We start from the raw sequence: 17,539 nt of genomic DNA on the forward strand, positions 1-17,539 counted from the left end.
CGACCGATCGGCAGGATCGGTCCGGCGCAAGGGGCGGGCCAGAGTTCTTTCTTGCTACTGCTGCCCCGGCGCCGCCGGGGTCGGGCTTCCCAGCGATTGGCCGGCGGGCGCGTCGGGGGAGGCCGGCCCGGCCGCTGCCCCGCCGCCCCATCCGGGAACGCCCGGGGTGGAGCTTCCCGTCGGAGCACCCCAGCCGGGGACGCCGGTGCTGTCGTAGCTTTGGGACGGGGTTCCCGACGGCATCCGGGTCGACCCGGGGATGTTCACGTTGCCGCCGGTGGACGGTTTCGGGTTGGAGCGGCAGTTCAACAGCCAGTCGCTGTACTTGGTCTTTCCCTCGAAGTCGGCAAACTCGTCGGGGAAGTTCCCCTTCTTGATCGGCTCGGCCTCGCTTTTGCTCTTGATCCCGACGATCCCGGTCGCGTCCTTGACGATGTCGAAGTCCTTGCCGGTCATCGGGTCCTTCATGGCAAAGATCGACTTGCGCAGGTAGCGCACGGTTCCGGCGTTGCCGGGATCCTTGGTCAGGTCCTTGAGGTCGTTGAGCGGCGGGACCTGGGTGATGTTGCTCGGGTTTACCCCGGCCTTGTCGAGGCCGTAGTAGCGCCTGAGCGCGGTGCGGTATTGGGAGAGGATGTAGAGCAGCTGCTCCTCCTTCTCCCGCTGCATCTGCATGGACCAGACCCGGACCGCACCGGACAAGGTGATCCCGAGAATGATCATCATGAGCAGGGCCGCCAGGTAGGTGAAGCCCCCCTGGGAGCGCAGCCTCTGGTTCAGGCCCCAGCCCCCGGAAAGGGGGCAACGGCACCGGATGTGGTCGCGAAACGCTCGACGCGCCGCGCGAAGGGGTGTTTTCATTTCTTCCTCGAAACGATCTCCCTCCCGGCTTCAATGAGGGCCTCAGCGTTCAGCCCAAAGTACTTCAAAAGTTCGTCCGCCTTGCCGGAAAGACCGAAGCGGTCCAGCACCCCGATCCGCTTCAAAAGGGTCGGGCACTCCTCGCTCAAAACTTCGGCGACCGCGCTCCCCAGCCCGCCGACCACGGAATGCTCCTCGCCGGTGACGATGGCGCCGGTTTCCCGGGCGGCCTTGAGCACGAGCTCGCGGTCCAAAGGCTTGATGGTACCGATGTGGATCACCCGCGCCGAGATCCCCTCGCCTTTGAGCTTCTCGGCGGCGATCTGGGCCTGGGCGGTCATCAGCCCGGTGGTGATGAAGGTGAGGTCGGTGCCGGAAACCAGCTCGTTCCCTTTGCCGATCTCGAACTTGTGCCCCTCGGGGAAGACGCTGGCGACCTTGTTGCGCCCCAGGCGGACGTAGACCGGCCCCTTGTAATCGGCAACGGCGCGGATGGCGGCCTTGGTCTCCTCGCCGTCGGCGGGAACGATGACCGTCATGTTGGGGATGGCGCGCATGATGGCGACGTCTTCGACCGACTGGTGGCTCCCGCCGTCTTCACCGACGGTGACCCCGCCGTGGGTGGCGACGATCTTCACGTTGGCTTTCGGGTAGGCGACCGACTGGCGGATCTGTTCCCAGGCCCGGCCGGCGGCGAAGATGGCGAAGGTGGAGACGAAGGGGATCTTGCCCACCGCGGCGAGCCCGGCGGCGGTCCCGACCATGTTGGCCTCGGCGATACCCATATTGAAAAAGCGCTCCGGGAATTTCTTGGCGAAGACCCCGGTCTTGGTGGAGCCGGAGAGGTCGGCGTCCAGCGCCACGATCCGATCGTTCTCGGCGCCGAGCGCGGCCAGCGTTTCCCCGTAAGCGTCCCTGGTTGCTATCATAATGAATTCCTTTCCTTGATCTAGTCGCAGCAGCCGAGGCACTTCAGCGCCACGGGGAGCTCTTCGTCGTTGGGGGTGACGCCGTGGTAGGAGGCCTTGTTCTCGAAGATGTTGACCCCTTTGCCCTTCACGGTCTTGGCCACGATCGCGGTCGGGGCCCCCTTGTGGGACTCGGCATGGTCCAAAGCCTCGATGATCTGCCCCATGTCGTGCCCGTCGATCTCGATGACGTTCCAGCCAAAGGAGCGGAACTTGTCCGAAACCGAGGCCACGTTCATCACCTTGGCCACCTCGCCGTCGATCTGCAGCCCGTTCAGGTCGATCATGGCGCAGAGATTGTCGCTCTTGTAGTGGCCGGCGGCCATGGCCGCCTCCCAGACCTGCCCTTCCTGAAGCTCACCGTCACCCAGGACCGCGTAGACCCGGTTCGCCTTGCCGTCCAGCCTGAGCCCGAGCGCCATCCCGTTGGCCATGGAAAGCCCCTGCCCCAAAGAGCCGGTGCAGACGTCGACCCCCGGGGTCCCCTTGCTGTCCGGATGCCCCTGGAGGTGGCTCCCCAGGCGGCGCAGCATCATGAGGTCCTCGGCCGGGAAGTAGCCGGCTTCCGCGAGGGTCACGTAGAGTGCCGGCGCGGCGTGCCCCTTGCTGAGCACGAAGCGGTCGCGGCCGTCCCAGGCGGGTTCCGCGGGGTTGTGGCGCAACTTGTGGAAGTACAGGGCGCAGATCATGTCGATGGCGGAGAGGGAGCCGCCGGTGTGCCCGGACTGTGACTTGTGCAGGGTTTTCACGATGGAGACGCGCAGGCGTCTGGCCTTTTCTTCGAGCTCTGCAATCTTCTGTTTCACAAAGGTTTCCTTTCGGGGGGTGCGTTCTATCTTATGCATGCTGCATAGGGGGACCGGCATCTTTGGTGCCGGTCCTCTCGGGACCGCGTGAGCGAAGAGTGGGTGGGGGTCAGCCGGGTGGGAAGGCACGAGCGTCGAACTCGCCACCGGTCAGCCGCCGCAGCATCTCCTTGTGCTGCTCCTTCATGATCGCCTCCACGACTTCACGCACCTGGTCGGTGCTGACGATGTCGGCGTAGCTCGTCTTTTGCGAGCAGATGATGGTGCCTCCCATGAAGAGCTGGGTGACGATCCTGGGGTTCTTGATCCCGCCGTCCTCGGTCTGGACGTGGAAGATGACCCCTTTGTAGCGGATATTGTGGTTAAATCCTGCGATCATCGCCGATTTTTCCTGTACGCCAAATGGCGGACCTCCGCCAAATTAGCACAGCAGAACCGCCGTTGCAAGCGATATTACCGAAAGGGGGTTTCCGGCACCGCGGCCGGAAAACCGCCTATTTTCCGAGCATTTTTTTGATCAGCTGCACCGCCTCCATGGCGTCTTTGGCGTACAGGTCCGCCCCGATCTCCTTGGCGTAGTCTCCGGTCACCACCGCACCGCCGACCATGGTAAAGCTCTTGACCCCTTCGGCCTTCAAAAGGGCGATCACCTTTTCCATCTGCGCCATGGTGGTGGTCATCAAGGCGGAGAGCCCCACCGCGTCCACCTGGAGCTCCTGCGCCTTTGCCACGATCTTCGCGGCGGCGACGTTTTTGCCCAGGTCGATCACCTCGAAACCGTTGTTTTCCAAAAGGGTCACCAGGATGTTCTTGCCGATGTCGTGGATGTCCCCCTCGACGGTGGCGATGAGGATCTTGCCCAGCGAGGCGAGGCCGCTTCCCGTCAGCTCCTTTTTGAGCCGGGTGAAGGCCGCCTTCATGGTGTCGGCCGACTGCATGACCTGCGGCAGGAAGAACGACCCCTTCTCGAAACGGCGCCCGACTTCTTCGAGTCCGGGCAGCAGTGCCTCGGAGCTGATCTGCATCGGGGTGAGCCCCTCGGCGAGCGCCTGCTCGACGAGCGCCTCGATACCTTCCCGCTCCCCGTTGATCACCGCGCGGCCCAGGCGGCCCCGGATCCCTTCCGGTTCGGCGGCGCCGGCTGCCCCGGCCGGCTCGGCGACCGCACCCTTGTACGCGTCGATGTAGGCCGCGGCGTTGACGTCGCGGTGCAAAAGCACCATGGCGCTGCGCCAGGCGGCCATCATCGCCTGCTCCTTGGGGTTCACGATCGCGGCGTCCAACCCGGAGAGCATGGCCATGGAGAAGAAAGTGGAGGAGATCAAGGGACGGCAGGGGAGGCCGAAGGAGATGTTGCTGACCCCGAGCACGGTATTGAGGTTCAGTTCCCCCTTCACGCGGCGCACCGCATCCAGGGTTTCCAGCGCCCCTTTCTGCTCGGCGCTGACGGTGAGGGTGAGGCAGTCCACCACCAGGTTGCGCCGGGGAATCCCGGCGGCCGCGGCCCGCTCGGCGATTTTGCCGGCGATTGCCACCCGCCCGGTGGCGGTGGCGGGGATCCCCGCATCGTCCAGGGTGAGGCAGACCAGGGCGGCGCCGTATTTCCTGGCGAGGGGGAGGACCGCGGCGAGGCTCTTTTCTTCGCCGTTCACCGAGTTGATGAGCACCTTGCCGTCGGCGGCCTTAAGCCCGCGCTCCAGCGCTTCCGGCGAGGAAGAGTCCAGCACCAGCGGCGTCTGCACCGCCCCGGTCACGCAGAAGACGGCCCGCTCCATGGCGGCCGGCTCGTCGATCCCCGGGGTGCCGACGTTCACGTCGAGGAGCGTCGCACCGAGCTCGGTCTGCTCCAGGGCCTCGCGCCGGATGTAGGCGACCTTCCCCTCGCGCAGCTCCTGGGAATAGAGTTTCTTGCCGGTCGGGTTGATCCGCTCGCCGATGGTGGCAACCGGGTGGCCGCCGCCGATGGCGGTAAACGAGCCGCGGCTGGAGAGCCAGGTGGTGCTCCCGGCATCCTTCGGGACAAAGGGGACGTTCTTGCCGTCAAGCGCGGCGCGCATCGCCTTGATATGGGCCGGCGTGGTGCCGCAGCAGCCGCCGATGATCCGGACGCCGAGCTCGATGAGCCGGTCGTGGTAGGCGGTCATGTCGTCGGGGGTGCCGGGGAAGACGGTGACCCCGTCCTTGAGGATGGGGAGGCCGGCGTTGGCCTGGGAGATGAGCGGCAGCGAGGTGACCGAACGCATCGCCTTGAGGATGTCGTAGATGCCGTCGACCCCCAGGCCGCAGTTGGAGCCGACGATGTCGACGCCGACCGCTTCCAGGGTGATGGCGGCGGCCTCGGGCGGGGAGCCGAGCACGCTTCTGCCCTTCTCCTCGAAGGTGAGCATGGCGATGATGGGGAGATCGGCGGAGAGCTCGCGGATGGCGATCACCGCGGCGCGGATCTCCTTGATGTCCAGGAAGGTCTCCAGGGAGATCGCGTCGACCCCCCCTTCGATGAGGGCGGCGGCCTGCTCGCCGAAGATGGCGGCGGCCTCGTCGAAGCTCATGTCACCGACCGGCTCCAGGAAGCGACCGGTCGGGCCGATGGAGCCGGCCACGTAGGCGTCGGGACCCGCGGCCTTGCGGGCGATCTCCACCGCCTTTTTGTTGATCTCGGCGACCCGGTCCTCCAGCCCGTAATGGGAGAGCTTTGCCGAGCTGCCGCCGAAGGTGTTGGTGACGATGATGTCGGCGCCCGCCGCGACGTAGGCCTCGTGCACGCCGCCCACGACTTCCGGGGCGAGGAGGTTCAGTTCCTCGGGGGACTGCCCCGGTTTCAGGCCGCGCTCCTGGAGCATGGTGCCCATCGCCCCGTCCAAAACCAGCACCCGCTCCCTGATGGCCTGCAAAAACGGCTTCTTCATCGTCTCCTCCTCGAAATGAAAAACCGATCGGACCGATCCGTCGGATCCGACCGATCAGTCTGATCTGAACTACTTGGTATTCGCAAAATCGGGCTTGATCGGGTGGCGCAGGTCGACGTGCCCCTTCAGGGTCTCCGGGACCGCCCCCTCGACCAGGAACTGGACCTCTTTTACCGTGGGGAAATTGGCCGCCACGGTATCGGCTACCGACGTGACCACGGTGGTCTCGGCAGAGCTTCCCGCCGGGAGCTCGTCCTGCAGCTCGTGCCCGAAGTTGATCTCCGCGACGTCCCCTTTCAGTTGAACCCCGAGCACCCGGGTCTGCGGCGGCAGCGTTGGGGCGAGGCCCCCCACCGGTCCGGAGATCAGCTCGTCCAGCACCGCTTCCATGGTCTCCTCCACGGAATCGCCGATTTCGATCTCGCGCCCTTCGCGCACCAAGCCGCTCGCGTCGGCGGCCTGGAAATAGAGCGAGACCACCCGGGTCCCGGCCGGTTGTACCGGGGGGGCCTGCTCCACCTTGCGCTGTGCCGTCTCGTACTTGCGCGCCACCAGCGCCCCGAGCACCAGGGCGAGCAGGACGAAGGCGAACCCGAGCATCCCCTTGGCTTTCTTAATCTTGCGCCGCACCATCTCCCCCTTCCCGGGCGTCATCCTCCAGGCTTACCTGGTAGACGTCCCCAAGCCGTCCGCCGAGGAACCGGTTCCCCACCCTGATAAAGCCTGCCGGAATGTCGGTCACGTAATAATGGTGGTTCCCCTGCTCACCCTCGGGACGGAGCAGTTTGCGCTCGCCCAGGATCTGTGCCACGGTGAGAGCGGTCTGCTCGGCCGAATCGACCAGGGTCACCTCCGGTCCCATCACCTCGGCGATGGTCCCCTTGAGGATGGGATAGTGGGTGCAGCCTAAGACCAGCGTGTCCACCCCCTCGTCCAGGAGCGGTTTCAGGTAGGTCTGGGCGGTCAGCCGGGCAACTTCGTTGTCGATCCACCCCTCCTCGGCCAGGGGGACGAACAGCGGGCAGGCACGGGTCACCACTTCTATCTCCGGGTTTATCTTCTTGATCGCCTTGGTATAGGCGGAACTCTTGACGGTGGCCGCGGTCCCGATCACGCCGACCTTGCCGCTTCTGGTGGCGGCGGCCGCGGCGCGGGCTCCCGGCTCGATCACCCCGACGATGGGGATGGCGAGTTCGCGGCGCAGGGTGGGGAGGGCGACCGCGGATGCGGTATTGCAGGCGACCACCAGGAGCTTGATGTCGTGGCTCATCAGGTAGGACGCGATCTGGCGCGAGTAGCGGATGACCGTCTCCGGCGACTTGGTTCCGTAGGGAACGCGGGCGGTGTCGCCGAGGTAGATGGTATCTTCCTGCGGCAGGGCGGCGGTAATCGCCTTGAGGACGGTCAGCCCTCCGACCCCCGAGTCGAAGATGCCGATTGCTTTCCAGGGCAAGATTTTTCTCCGTTGGGCGGTTCGGCCGGCAATCGTCTTATTGCGGCGGAACCTGCCGTGGCGGCCGTCCCGTTTCCGAAAGCGGAAAGGAAACGGCCTCAGGAATAACCCGTCGCGGCATGTTTTGGCCGCAGTACGAGCAAGAGAACCATACTATTTGATCCGGCAAGGTATTGTCAAGCTTGCGGCGCTGGCACCGTGCTCAATGAGACAATGAACCAGGAAACCATGAACAATAATGGCCGAGTGACGTACGTCGCAGGTCGCGTGGAGGAACGAAACGCGACGACCGATTCCCCGGCAGGACGGTGGGCACGGGGTGCCGACCCTACGACCTGGCGTAAGTGTCAATGTGGTACGAAAAGGCAATAATTCCGAAAATGGGACAGCCGTTTTACCTTAACGGAAACGCGGGACCGCTGGTTTTCCAGCAATCACTGACACTTCCGAAATGGGCTCGGGTTTGACCGCAATATAACATTATTCCGTATTGACAAACCCGGACCGATCTGCTTTTATAGCGCCGCATTGACGGAACTAGTTGAAATAAAAGCGGTAAAGCGTTACCAGAATTCGGTTTCACTTTTAGGTTTTCACTATTACGCCTTTGGGCAAAAAGGAGCGGCAATGGAGCAGAGGAAATTCAAAAAGGTGATGGCAGCCAACCGCGGTGAGATCGCGATCCGCATCTTCCGCGCGTGCACCGAGCTTGGGATCAGCACGGTTGCGATCTATTCGGAAGAGGACAAGCTCTCGCTCCACCGCTACAAGGCGGACGAGGCCTACCAGGTCGGGAAAGGGAAGAAGCCGATCGACGCCTACCTCGGGATCGACGAGATCATCGCTCTCGCCAAGAAGATCGAGGTCGACGCCATCCACCCCGGCTATGGCTTCCTCGCGGAGAACGCCGAGTTTGCCGAGAAGTGCGAGGCCAACGGCATCGTCTTCATCGGCCCCACCGCCGAGATGCAGCGCGCCCTCGGCGACAAGGTGGCGGCGCGCAAGGTGGCGAAGGCAGCCGGGGTGGCGACCGTCCCGGGGACCGAGGAGCCGATCCAGCACGAAGAAGACGCCCTCATCTTCGCCAAGAACCACGGCTACCCGATCATCATCAAGGCGGCGGCCGGCGGCGGCGGGCGCGGCATGCGCGTTGCCAACGACAAGAAGGAACTCCTGGAAGGGCTCCAGTCGGCGAGCTCCGAGGCAAAGGCCGCCTTCGGCGATCCCAGCGTCTTTTTGGAGCGCTACCTGAAAAATCCGAAGCACATCGAAGTCCAGGTACTTGGTGACTCCTTCGGCAACCTGGTCCACTTCTTCGAGCGCGACTGCTCCATCCAGCGCCGCCACCAGAAGGTGGTCGAATTCGCGCCGTCCATCTGCCTCCCGGGCGCGACCCGGCTCGCGCTCTGCACCGACGCCCTGAAAATCGCGAAGCAGGTCGGCTACCGCAACGCCGGCACCGTCGAGTTCCTCCTCGACGAAAGCGGGTCGTACTACTTCATCGAGATGAACCCCCGCATCCAGGTCGAGCACACCGTCACCGAGATGATCACCGGGCGCAACCTCGTGCAGGCGCAGATCCTCATCGCGGAAGGGAAACGGCTCGGCGATCCGGAGATCAACATCCCGAACCAGGGCTCCATCGAAATGCGCGGCTACGCGATCCAGTGCCGCATCACGACCGAGGACCCGGCAAACAACTTCGCACCGGACTTCGGCACCCTGACCACCTACCGCTCCTCGGCCGGCTGCGGCGTGCGGCTCGACGCGGGGAACGCCTTCACCGGCGCCCAGATCACCCCGCACTACGACTCGCTCCTGGTCAAGGTAAGCGCCTGGGGGCTCACCTTCGCCGAGGCCTCCCACATCATGAACCGCGCGCTGCAGGAGTTCCGCGTCCGCGGGGTGAAGACGAACATCGGCTTTTTGGAAAACGTCATCACCCACCCGGTCTTCGTGGCGGGCGAATGCAACACCTCCTTCATCGACAACCATCCCGAGCTCCTGGAGATCAAGGAGAAACAGGACCGCGCCAACAAGGTCCTCTCCTTCATCGGGGACGTCATCGTGAACGGCTCCGCCGGGGTGGCCAAGCCGCTGCGCTCGGCCGATCTGTTGGAGGCGACCCTCCCCGAGGTCGATCTCTTGACCGCCCCCCCCAAGGGAACCCGCGACATCCTGCGCGAGCGCGGGGCCGAAGGGCTTGCCGCCTGGGTCCTGGAGCAGAAGGGGGTCCTCATCACCGACACCACGATGCGCGACGCCCATCAGTCGCTTCTGGCAACCCGGGTGCGCACCCATGATCTGCTCCAGATCGCCCCGGCGACGGCGCGGCTGGCCAGCGGCCTCTTCTCCCTGGAGAACTGGGGTGGGGCGACCTTCGACGTCTCGATGCGCTTTCTCAAGGAATGCCCCTGGCAGCGTTTGCACGCCCTTTCCGAGGCGATCCCGAACGTCCTGTTCCAGATGCTTCTGCGCGGCTCCAACGCGGTCGGCTACGCGAACTACCCCGACAACGCGGTGCAGCGCTTCGTCGAGGTGGCCGCCGAGGCGGGGATCGACGTCTTCCGCGTCTTCGACTCCCTGAACTGGCTCCCGGGGATGACGGTCGCCATGGAAGCGGTCCGCAAATCCGGCAAGATCTGCGAGGCCGCCATCTGCTACACCGGCGACATCTCCGACCCGACCCGCACCAAGTACCCGCTCTCCTACTACGTCTCCATGGCGAAAGAGCTGGAGAAGATGGGGGCGCACATCCTCGCCATCAAGGACATGGCGGGACTTCTGAAGCCGTACGCCGGGTACCAGCTCGTGAAGGCGCTCAAGGAGGAGGTCGGGATCCCGATCCACCTGCACACCCACGACACCTCCGGCAACGGCGGGGCGCTCCTCCTCATGGCGGCCCAGGCCGGGGTCGACATCGTCGATGCGGCGCTCTCCTCGCTCTCCGGGCTCACCTCGCAGCCGAACCTGAACGGCCTGGTGGCGACCCTCAAGGGGCAGGAGCGCGACACCGGGCTCAACGAGCGCGGCCTGCAGCAGCTCGCCAACTACTGGGAGACGGTGCGCGACTACTACGCCCCGTTCGAATCCGAGCTCAAGAGCTCGACCGCCGAGGTCTACCACCACGAGATCCCGGGCGGGCAGTACTCCAACTACAAGCCGCAGGTGGCCGGCCTGGGCCTCATCGACCGGTGGGAGGAGTGCAAGGAGATGTACCACCAGGTCAACAACATGTTCGGCGACCTGGTGAAGGTGACCCCCTCCTCCAAGATCGTAGGGGACATGGCGATGTTCCTCGTGAAGAACAACCTCCAGCCGGAGGACGTCTACACCCAGGGCGCCGACCTCGCCTTCCCGGAATCGGTCGTCGGGTTCTTCAAGGGGATGATCGGCCAGCCCTACCAGGGGTTCCCGGAAGAGCTGCAGAAGGTCATCCTGAAAGGGGAGGAGCCGATCACCTGCCGTCCGGGCGACCTCCTGGAGCCGATCGATTTCGAGGCGGAGCGCGCCAAGGCCGCCGCCAAGGTGGGGCACCCGGTCAATGACAAGGACCTCATGTCCTTCCTCATGTACCCGAGCGTCTACACCGAGTTCGACAAGCAGCGCCAGGAGTTCTCCGACATCTCGGTGATCCCGACCCCGATCTTCTTCTACGGACTGGAGCCGGGGCAGGAGACTTCCATCGAGATCCAGCCGGGCAAGACCCTGATCATCAAGCTGAACGCCATCGGGCGCACCCAGGCCGACGGCACCAAGCAGGTCTACTTCGAGCTGAACGGCAACGCCCGCTCGGTCACGGTGCGCGACAACTCGATCAAGGCCGACCAGGCCACCCACGAGAAGGCGGACAAGTCCAATCCGAAGCACGTCGGCGCCCCGATGCCGGGCAAGGTCCTCAAGGTGAACGTCGCCGCCGGCGCGGCGGTCAAAGCGGGCGACATCCTCGTCGTCACCGAGGCGATGAAGATGGAGACCAACGTCAAGGCGAAGGAAGACGGCACCGTCGCCGAGGTCCGCTGCAAGGAAGGCGGCCAGGTCGAGAAGGAAGAGCTGATCGTCGTGATGGCGTAAAGCTATCCCGCTTTCGCCCAACAGAAAAAAAGCCACCTCCCGAAAGGGGGGTGGCTTTTTTGGTACCGTAGGCGACAACAGATGTCGCAGCTTCGCGGCGGCGGAAGATTGGCTCCAATCAGGTAAAACATTCAACTCTGGAGCGACCGCGGCAGGACTGCCACTCCCGCCCGGCTGGGGGGCGTTCCCGCAGCCGCTACCACTTGGATCTCGTCCCCCTGTATGGTCACGCGGGGATCTTTCCCCAGCAAAAACTTAGGTAATCTTTGCTTCATCAGCCCCATTCCGCGCAGCACGTTAATAAATGGGGCGATCGCGGCGGTACCGTGAAAACGGGTGCGGAGGACGTAAAGATAGATATCGTTCATGGTCGCGATGACCTGCGGATCGGCGGTCGGGACGATGACGTCCTTTGCGACGCCCAGCGCCAGGTATCTGGACCCTGAGCCGAGTAGACTGTGGAGCAGGACCGACGTCCACGGGATCTCCCCGGGAATTGCGGGCAACTGGTGGTGAAGGACGGGGAATATTTCCGAGACCAGCTCGAACGGTTGATCGCGCTCCCTTTTCTTCAGGTACGACGCCGTCAACTCCTCTATCGTCGCCTGCTTTTCGTCGGTCCACCCCAGGGTCTGCCGCGCCACCACGGCGTTGAGGGTGTACCATACGATCTTCTTTCTGCTTTTCATGAGCTGATAGATGTTGTCGATGTTACGATACTTCGGCCGAAGAAATTCGAGCAACTCCCTCGTGGTACACGGGGCCGCCAGGTCCTTCACGTATCGCACGACCTGGGCGGCCAGCGAAAGCGGTCGCCGGGTGACCACGGGGTGTGCCCCTTTTTTTCTGCCGGGTTTCGATCGGTCCGGTCGGGGTGGCCGGGGTGGGGGTGGGGGGCGGAACCCGGCACGGGAGGGCGAAACGGCGAATTCGCCGGCATGGAAATGATGAATCAGGGAATGGAGAAACAACGGTGTCGTTATCCCTTGCTGCCGGCAGAGGGCGAAGTTGCGCTGGTACACCTGGCCCGCAGTGACCGGAGATACGGTGAATTCGGCCAAGGTTTCGATGATCGGCGCGAGATCGGATTTTTTCACGCCGAGGTTGCCGACATGGACCACCTTCTTCCCTCCGGTCCGGATCAGATTTGGGATTCGAGCCGCGTAATTTTGCAACTGCGTCCTCTCAACCCCCAAGATGGTCAGGGCGAAATTCACCAGCTCGGCCCGAAAAATGGGTTTTCCCCGCTTTAACAGGTAGGCTTCGAGCGCTTCGGGTATGCGGGGTAGCGTGCTGTCGCCCTGCCTCCGCACGTAGGGATAGTCGGGGAAACTCAGGGTGGCACTCCCCCTGCGTCGCATGCAGGAGTACAAAGCTTCACGGGAAGGGACATTCCGGGCTGCCAGCCGATCGCGGTAGCTCTCGAAGATGCCCCCGTTCAACAGTACGAAGGGGAGGTCATGGCTCGTGAGCCGCTCCAGGATGTCGTCTTCTATTTCGGCACAAAGTGTCTCCGGCACCGTTACGAAGTCCGGGTGGATGAAGCTCCCTGGCCCCCATAAAACGGAGGATCCCGATACCCTCGAGTGGGCGCTTGAGGTAGACATCTGCAGGCCTGGCACCAGCTGACCAATTTGCCGCTGGACCTCCTTGAAATGCAAGCTGCTTCCCGCCCGAAGTAATATCTGTTCCACAAGGTAGCTGATCCGCCCCTTTTTTTTGTTCTCGCCAAGGTCCGCGGCCAGAAAGTCACCGTGACGCGAGATTCCCTCTGTGGAGTCCCCGATGCGTCGGACGAATTGAGCTGAGAACCGCACGAGCCAGGAGCTTTCCCGGCAATGCCTTTCCCGGCAGAACCGGGTCATCACTTCCGGCGCCCGCTCCAAGGAGAGCATGCCATCGGGGGCGCGATTGACGTGCTCCAGAAGAGCCGACCTCACTTCTGCGCAGTTGAGGCACCGGTGAGTGGACAGCACCAACTCCAAGGGCCTGCCCGGAACCACTTCGTACCGCGGGGAGAGGACGATCGAAGAGATGAACGCCTCCTCGCTCGGCAGCGTCGTCCACCCCAACCGGTCCTGGAGCTCTGCGGCGATTTCGGAAACCGTGCCAACTCCCCCTCGCGTGGCGAGCAGGACATCGATCCAAAGCCACAGATACCGCAGGTACCGTAGCCGCGCCGGGTCTCCGAGTACGGACCTCATTCTGCTTTCGATCTGTCGCACCCGCTCCCGGCTCACCTGTACCGCCCGCCCCAGTTCCTTCAAGGTCCATACCCGCCCGTCCGCAATCCCCAGGCGTGCCACCATCAGCCCGAAGTCCCTTTTCTTCACCGCGCTCTGGCTCGCGTCGGGGCCGGAATCCTCCGGGAACACAATCCGTAAGTAGGCCTCGAACAGGTGGTGGAATTCCCCGTGAGCTGCTGCCGAAAATCCTGCGCAAGCTGCTCTTTCGAGATCGCCGGCCAGGTTTCTTAACCGCCAAAGCTCTCCAATGGCTTTCAGCGCGGCGACGGTGAATCCGGAGGTCCCGATGATCGTCTGCTCGGTGATTGCCGCGAGGTCTTCCCAAGCCACCGTCGCTATTTCGCCCCCACCGGTTCCCGCGGGGACCGGAAAACCGGACAGCTCATCGAGCCGAATATCCGAGTAGAGAGTGGCATCCGAAACGTTCTCGATTACGATCGAAGCAGCAGTGACGTCGGGCCAGCCGGATAGCTCCCCGAGCACCCTGAGGATGATCGCGATGGCAGCATCCGACAGTCCCGCTTCGATGAGGTAGCCCACACCGGTGCTCCACAGTGTCTCGGCCTGGTCCTCGGGGAAAAGGGCGGTGGCGCGGAGCCGTTCCAGGTCGGCAGCGGGGAGCCCCAAATCCCCTATGGCAGGGCCGGTCTCGTCTGCTTCGAGAGGGGGCAGGGGCGGAAGCTGAAAAACTTCCGGGAGGGAGCGGTTGAGAACGCTCCAAGGGGCGGGGCCGTCTCGGAAGCCGTCCCGTGCCTGAATCGATCGTTTGTCCGACAATGCTTTCGACATTGGTGACGGCGAGCCCATGCGTGAACCTGCCTTCGAAGCAAAAGGAATTTGGCGCATAGCGCTGGATTGTATTAGAAAATACAAATCAATCAACCTTTTTACCATTCCTTTTCCTATCCAATGAGTCATGGGAACAGGCCCGTATGTCATGAGAGGAGCTCACGCGACATGGGAACGGGCGCCCCCTGCGTGGTTAGGGGTTCTCACGTCATGGGAGCAGGCTCCGGCATCATGGGAAGATGCTTCCGTGACGTGCGCCCGGGCATCCCTTATCTCGTCACGTCTCCAACACGACGTGGGAACAGGCACCTCGGCAAGGGGAAGAGGCTTACGCGACATGGGAACGGGCGCCCCTTACCTGGCAACGCGTTCTCACGTCATGGGAGGAGGCTCACGCGTCATGGGAGGAGGCTCACGCGTCATGGGAGGAGGCTCACGCGTCATGGGAGGAGGCTCACGTGACATGGGAGGAGGCTCACGTGACATGGGAGGAGGCTCACGCGACATGGGAGGAGGCTCACGCGACATGGGAGGAGGCTCACGCGACATGGGAGGAGGCTCACGTGACATGGGAGGCGGCTCACGTGACATGGGGACGGGCGCCCCTTACCTGGTAAGGCGTTCTCACGTCATGGGAGCAGGCGCTGGTATCATGGGAAGAGGTTTTCGTGACATATGAACCGACATCCCTTATCTCGTCACGCCTTCAGAGGCCAAGGGAAAGCAGCTCATGCATCGGGGAAAGAGGTCAGTTTGAGAGCATAGATGGGGCCGACCGCAATGGTGCTTGACCCACCGATAAAAAAATGCCGGCGTCAAGAACTTGAACGCCGGCACAAGCTGGCTCGATGCGGGGGGCGATGGGAAGGGGTCAGGTCACGAACGTGGAAACGGGTTTGGACCAGTTGCCAACCCCGTTTTCGGTGATGTCCCGGTACCGAACAAAGGTGTTGGTTCCGGCGGTACACTCCATTTCCATCCTCGCATTAGGGGGGAAGACCGCCGTTTCGCACCATGCCGCGTCATCGGCAGGATTGCCGGTGGTCGTCTGGACTTCCCGGCTGATCACCTCGGGGCTCCAGGGCGCGTGAAGGAGGATCTTGGTAGCTTCGGCAAGATTCTCAGCCATGGGTTCTTGCGTCGGCGCCGCAGCGGAGGACGCAAAAGCGTTGCCGATCTGGGAGCTGCTGGTTTTGCCGTGCCGCTGCCGCAACGGGAAGCCGGAGCTGCGCAGCGCGGCCAGGTTGTCGCCTGCTATCACTTCCACGTAGTGGGCAAGCTTGTCCAAGACGTTCTGAACTTCTATCGCCACCTCGTTTCTGGTGGCGATATTGTCCCGGTCCCCCCTGCCGGCCGCGAAGATCCAGGAGTCATACTTGTCGGCCAGGGCAAGGCAGATAGCAATCGACAACCCTGCGAGCCAGGGTTCAGGGAAATTGCTATTGTTGGTCATGTGAACGATCACGTTGCGAAAAAATACCGAGCGTTCCCCGTGGGTCATCCCCGCCGTGCTGCTTTTCAACTTGGTGCCCATAGAGCCTCCTTGCTGGGAGCTTCCGCTTTCGATGCGGTCTTGATGTTGTCGTTAATGATAAAATACAAATCTATCCGGCGATGACGGGAGCATACCAGGGAGGGGGGCGATTGCAAGCGGAGAGAGGGACAACTCGATAAGTTTTGTTGCGGCACCGATATCAGCCGACCCCGAGCGGATTGGTGATATATAATGATGCCCCAACGATTCCCAACTTAAAATCCGCGCGAGAAGAGCCCCTTCCGGCGTGGGAAGCGGCTCTTTCTCGTTCCGCCAATATCGTGACGGGCGGCGTTGCCGCCCCGAGGTCGGCGCCCAAATCGTGGGCAGATGACCCGGTTGGGCAGGGAAATTGCCGGATGCCCGCCACGGGCAGGTTCACTATCCACAGAATTATCCACAGCCCGCTGCCTCAAAAAGCATCGCAGGATTGCAACCATCAAGGATGTGCAGCAATACATCCTTAAAATTTGTCCACATTTTCGGCATGATTAGCGGTTCCGACATTCTATTGACGCTTGGCCCGAGACGCAAAAAAAGGCCGGAAATCATTAAGAAATCCGGCCCCTCTTCTCCTTTCGGCGTTTCTTCTTGGGACTTTAATTTTTTACCTCTTTCAAGAGCTCATCGAGGGTGAGTCCCTGCGCTTCCACCACGGCGAACGGCTCCTCGCCCTTGCGGTAGAGGTCGAAGCGGGGGGAACGCTCGCCGTCGGCGCCGGTGAGCTTGGAGGCGACGACGCCGCGCTCGGCGAGCTGCGGCTGTGCGCAGCAATTGGGACACCCGGAGATGGCCCAGGTCTTCAGCATCGCCTCGGCGCCCATCTGGGCGACCATGGCCTCGGCCACCTCCCGCGTCGGAGCGAGTCCCATCAGGCATTCGTGGGTGCCGGGGCAGACCCGGAAGCGTACCAGGTCGCGCGGGGTATCGCCGCCAAGCCCGGCTGCGCTTAAGGCCTTTTCCGCCTCGTCGCGGCGGTCTTCTTGTTCCAGATGGATCACCAGGTTCTGGTCCGACGTCACCAGCACCATGCCGCCGCCGAAGCGCTCCGCGACCGCCGCGACCAGGGCCAGATCCGCCGCCTTTACTTCTCCCGCGAAAAAGGGAATTTCCAGGCGCAACGCCGGCGAGGCCACCACGCCGACCACGGTTTCCGAGAGGGTCGGGGCCAGCGGGAGCTCCTCGGAGGCCCCAGTGTCGGCGAAGACCATCTGCCGGAAGACCTCGCGCCCGGTTTCCCGGACCAGGTGCTTCAGGCGCTTTCCCGCCGGGGTGTGGATCCGGTAGATCCTGAGCACCGCTTCGATGAGCGGGATGACGTTGGTTTCGGCAACCCCTTCGGCCAGCAGGAAACCGGGGCTGGGCTCGCGTCCGAGGCCGCCGGCGGCCCAGACGTCGTAACGCGGTACCTCCCCCTCGGGCTGGGTGGGGACCAGCGCGATGTCCTGGATCAGGTGTCGGCCGCTGGAAATATCGGGCTCGACCGCGATCTTGAATTTCTTGGGGAGGCTTTCAAAACGGGGATTGCCGGTGAAGTGGCGGTGCAGGCGGCGCACCATCGCCTCCAGACGCGGCGAACCGGCGGTGCCGATGCCGCTGCTGGTGACCCCGCGCACGGCGCCGCCGCAGGCGCCCCGGCTGACCAGCCCCACCATTGCGAACTGCTTCGCGACGGGAGCGAGGCCGTCCTCGGTAAGCCAGTGCAATTCGATGCTTCCCCGGGTGGTGAGGTGCACCATGCCTCGGGCGTGGCGCTCCGCGATGCCGGCAATGGCTTTCGCCTGGATGGCGGAAAGCATGCCGCCGGGAAGCTTGATGCGCTGCATGAGAAAGCCCTTCTGGCGTTGCAGGTAGATGCCGTCTAAACGATAGTGACGCTGAGCGTCGGACATGGTGCCTCCA

The 17,539-nt window shown here is 63.4% G+C and carries 11 protein-coding genes; 1 reads left to right on the plus strand and 10 read right to left on the minus strand.

The genetic code is table 11. The features are described 5' to 3' along the window. Positions 1 to 54: 54 nt before the first annotated feature. The 7 genes from JFN93_RS17240 to murI form a co-directional block, all read right to left on the minus strand. A complete protein-coding gene (locus JFN93_RS17240; RefSeq protein WP_199385371.1) occupies positions 55 to 861 on the minus strand; it encodes a type II secretion system protein in 807 nt (268 codons plus the stop codon). Next, on the minus strand, positions 858 to 1,790 hold the full coding sequence (locus tag JFN93_RS17245) for a transketolase family protein (protein ID WP_199385372.1): 933 nt from the start codon (positions 1,788 to 1,790) through the stop codon (positions 858 to 860). The genes JFN93_RS17240 and JFN93_RS17245 overlap by 4 nt, the downstream gene beginning before the upstream one ends. A 20-nt stretch (positions 1,791 to 1,810) precedes the next feature. After that, the gene (locus JFN93_RS17250) at positions 1,811 to 2,635 is read right to left on the minus strand and encodes a transketolase (protein ID WP_199385373.1); all 825 of its coding nucleotides are present in this window, start codon (positions 2,633 to 2,635) and stop codon (positions 1,811 to 1,813) included. Between the two features lie 109 nt (positions 2,636 to 2,744). Continuing rightward, positions 2,745 to 3,014: a hypothetical protein gene (locus JFN93_RS17255; protein WP_199385374.1), complete on the minus strand. Its 270-nt coding sequence runs from the start codon at positions 3,012 to 3,014 to the stop codon at positions 2,745 to 2,747. Positions 3,015 to 3,129: 115 nt separating this feature from the next. Further along, positions 3,130 to 5,541 carry a homocysteine S-methyltransferase family protein gene (locus JFN93_RS17260; RefSeq protein ID WP_199385375.1) on the minus strand — a complete coding sequence of 804 codons (2,412 nt, stop codon included), beginning with the start codon at positions 5,539 to 5,541 and terminating at the stop codon, positions 3,130 to 3,132. A 69-nt stretch (positions 5,542 to 5,610) separates the two neighbouring features. Further along, positions 5,611 to 6,174: a GerMN domain-containing protein gene (locus JFN93_RS17265; RefSeq protein ID WP_199385376.1), complete on the minus strand. Its 564-nt coding sequence runs from the start codon at positions 6,172 to 6,174 to the stop codon at positions 5,611 to 5,613. Beyond that, on the minus strand, positions 6,155 to 6,994 hold the full coding sequence (gene murI, locus JFN93_RS17270) for a glutamate racemase (protein WP_199385377.1): 840 nt from the start codon (positions 6,992 to 6,994) through the stop codon (positions 6,155 to 6,157). Before murI ends, JFN93_RS17265 begins: the two co-directional genes overlap by 20 nt. Positions 6,995 to 7,621: 627 nt before the next feature. On the opposite strand from murI, the gene JFN93_RS17275 reads away from it, so the two are divergent. Then, positions 7,622 to 11,068 (plus strand): pyruvate carboxylase, encoded by a 3,447-nt coding sequence (locus JFN93_RS17275; protein WP_199385378.1) that lies wholly within the window; start codon positions 7,622 to 7,624, stop codon positions 11,066 to 11,068. Between the two features lie 131 nt (positions 11,069 to 11,199). Here the strand turns inward: JFN93_RS17275 and JFN93_RS17280 are convergent, their stop codons facing one another. From JFN93_RS17280 to JFN93_RS17290, 3 genes are all read right to left on the minus strand, one after another. Next, a complete protein-coding gene (locus JFN93_RS17280; RefSeq protein WP_199385379.1) occupies positions 11,200 to 13,941 on the minus strand; it encodes a sigma factor-like helix-turn-helix DNA-binding protein in 2,742 nt (913 codons plus the stop codon). A 1,033-nt stretch (positions 13,942 to 14,974) separates the two neighbouring features. Beyond that, positions 14,975 to 15,637, minus strand: coding sequence for a hypothetical protein (locus tag JFN93_RS17285; RefSeq protein WP_199385380.1), 663 nt, complete (start codon positions 15,635 to 15,637; stop codon positions 14,975 to 14,977). A gap of 599 nt (positions 15,638 to 16,236) precedes the next feature. After that, positions 16,237 to 17,529: a nitrite/sulfite reductase gene (locus tag JFN93_RS17290; protein ID WP_199385381.1), complete on the minus strand. Its 1,293-nt coding sequence runs from the start codon at positions 17,527 to 17,529 to the stop codon at positions 16,237 to 16,239. Positions 17,530 to 17,539 lie beyond the last annotated feature (10 nt).

The sequence above is a fragment of the Geomesophilobacter sediminis genome (genome assembly GCF_016458275.1).
Taxonomy (GTDB): Bacteria; Desulfobacterota; Desulfuromonadia; order Geobacterales; family Geobacteraceae; genus Geomesophilobacter; species Geomesophilobacter sediminis.

Excerpts from the sequence above, each read along its gene's own strand:
- JFN93_RS17290 (WP_199385381.1), bottom strand. The coding sequence starts at position 17,529 with ATGTCCGACGCTCAGCGTCACTATCGTTTAGACGGCATCTACCTGCAA.
- JFN93_RS17275 (WP_199385378.1), top strand. The coding sequence starts at position 7,622 with ATGGAGCAGAGGAAATTCAAAAAGGTGATGGCAGCCAACCGCGGTGAG.
- JFN93_RS17255 (WP_199385374.1), bottom strand. The coding sequence starts at position 3,014 with ATGATCGCAGGATTTAACCACAATATCCGCTACAAAGGGGTCATCTTC.
- JFN93_RS17245 (WP_199385372.1), bottom strand. The coding sequence starts at position 1,790 with ATGATAGCAACCAGGGACGCTTACGGGGAAACGCTGGCCGCGCTCGGC.
- JFN93_RS17240 (WP_199385371.1), bottom strand. The coding sequence starts at position 861 with ATGAAAACACCCCTTCGCGCGGCGCGTCGAGCGTTTCGCGACCACATC.
- JFN93_RS17265 (WP_199385376.1), bottom strand. The coding sequence starts at position 6,174 with ATGGTGCGGCGCAAGATTAAGAAAGCCAAGGGGATGCTCGGGTTCGCC.
- JFN93_RS17260 (WP_199385375.1), bottom strand. The coding sequence starts at position 5,541 with ATGAAGAAGCCGTTTTTGCAGGCCATCAGGGAGCGGGTGCTGGTTTTG.
- JFN93_RS17285 (WP_199385380.1), bottom strand. The coding sequence starts at position 15,637 with ATGGGCACCAAGTTGAAAAGCAGCACGGCGGGGATGACCCACGGGGAA.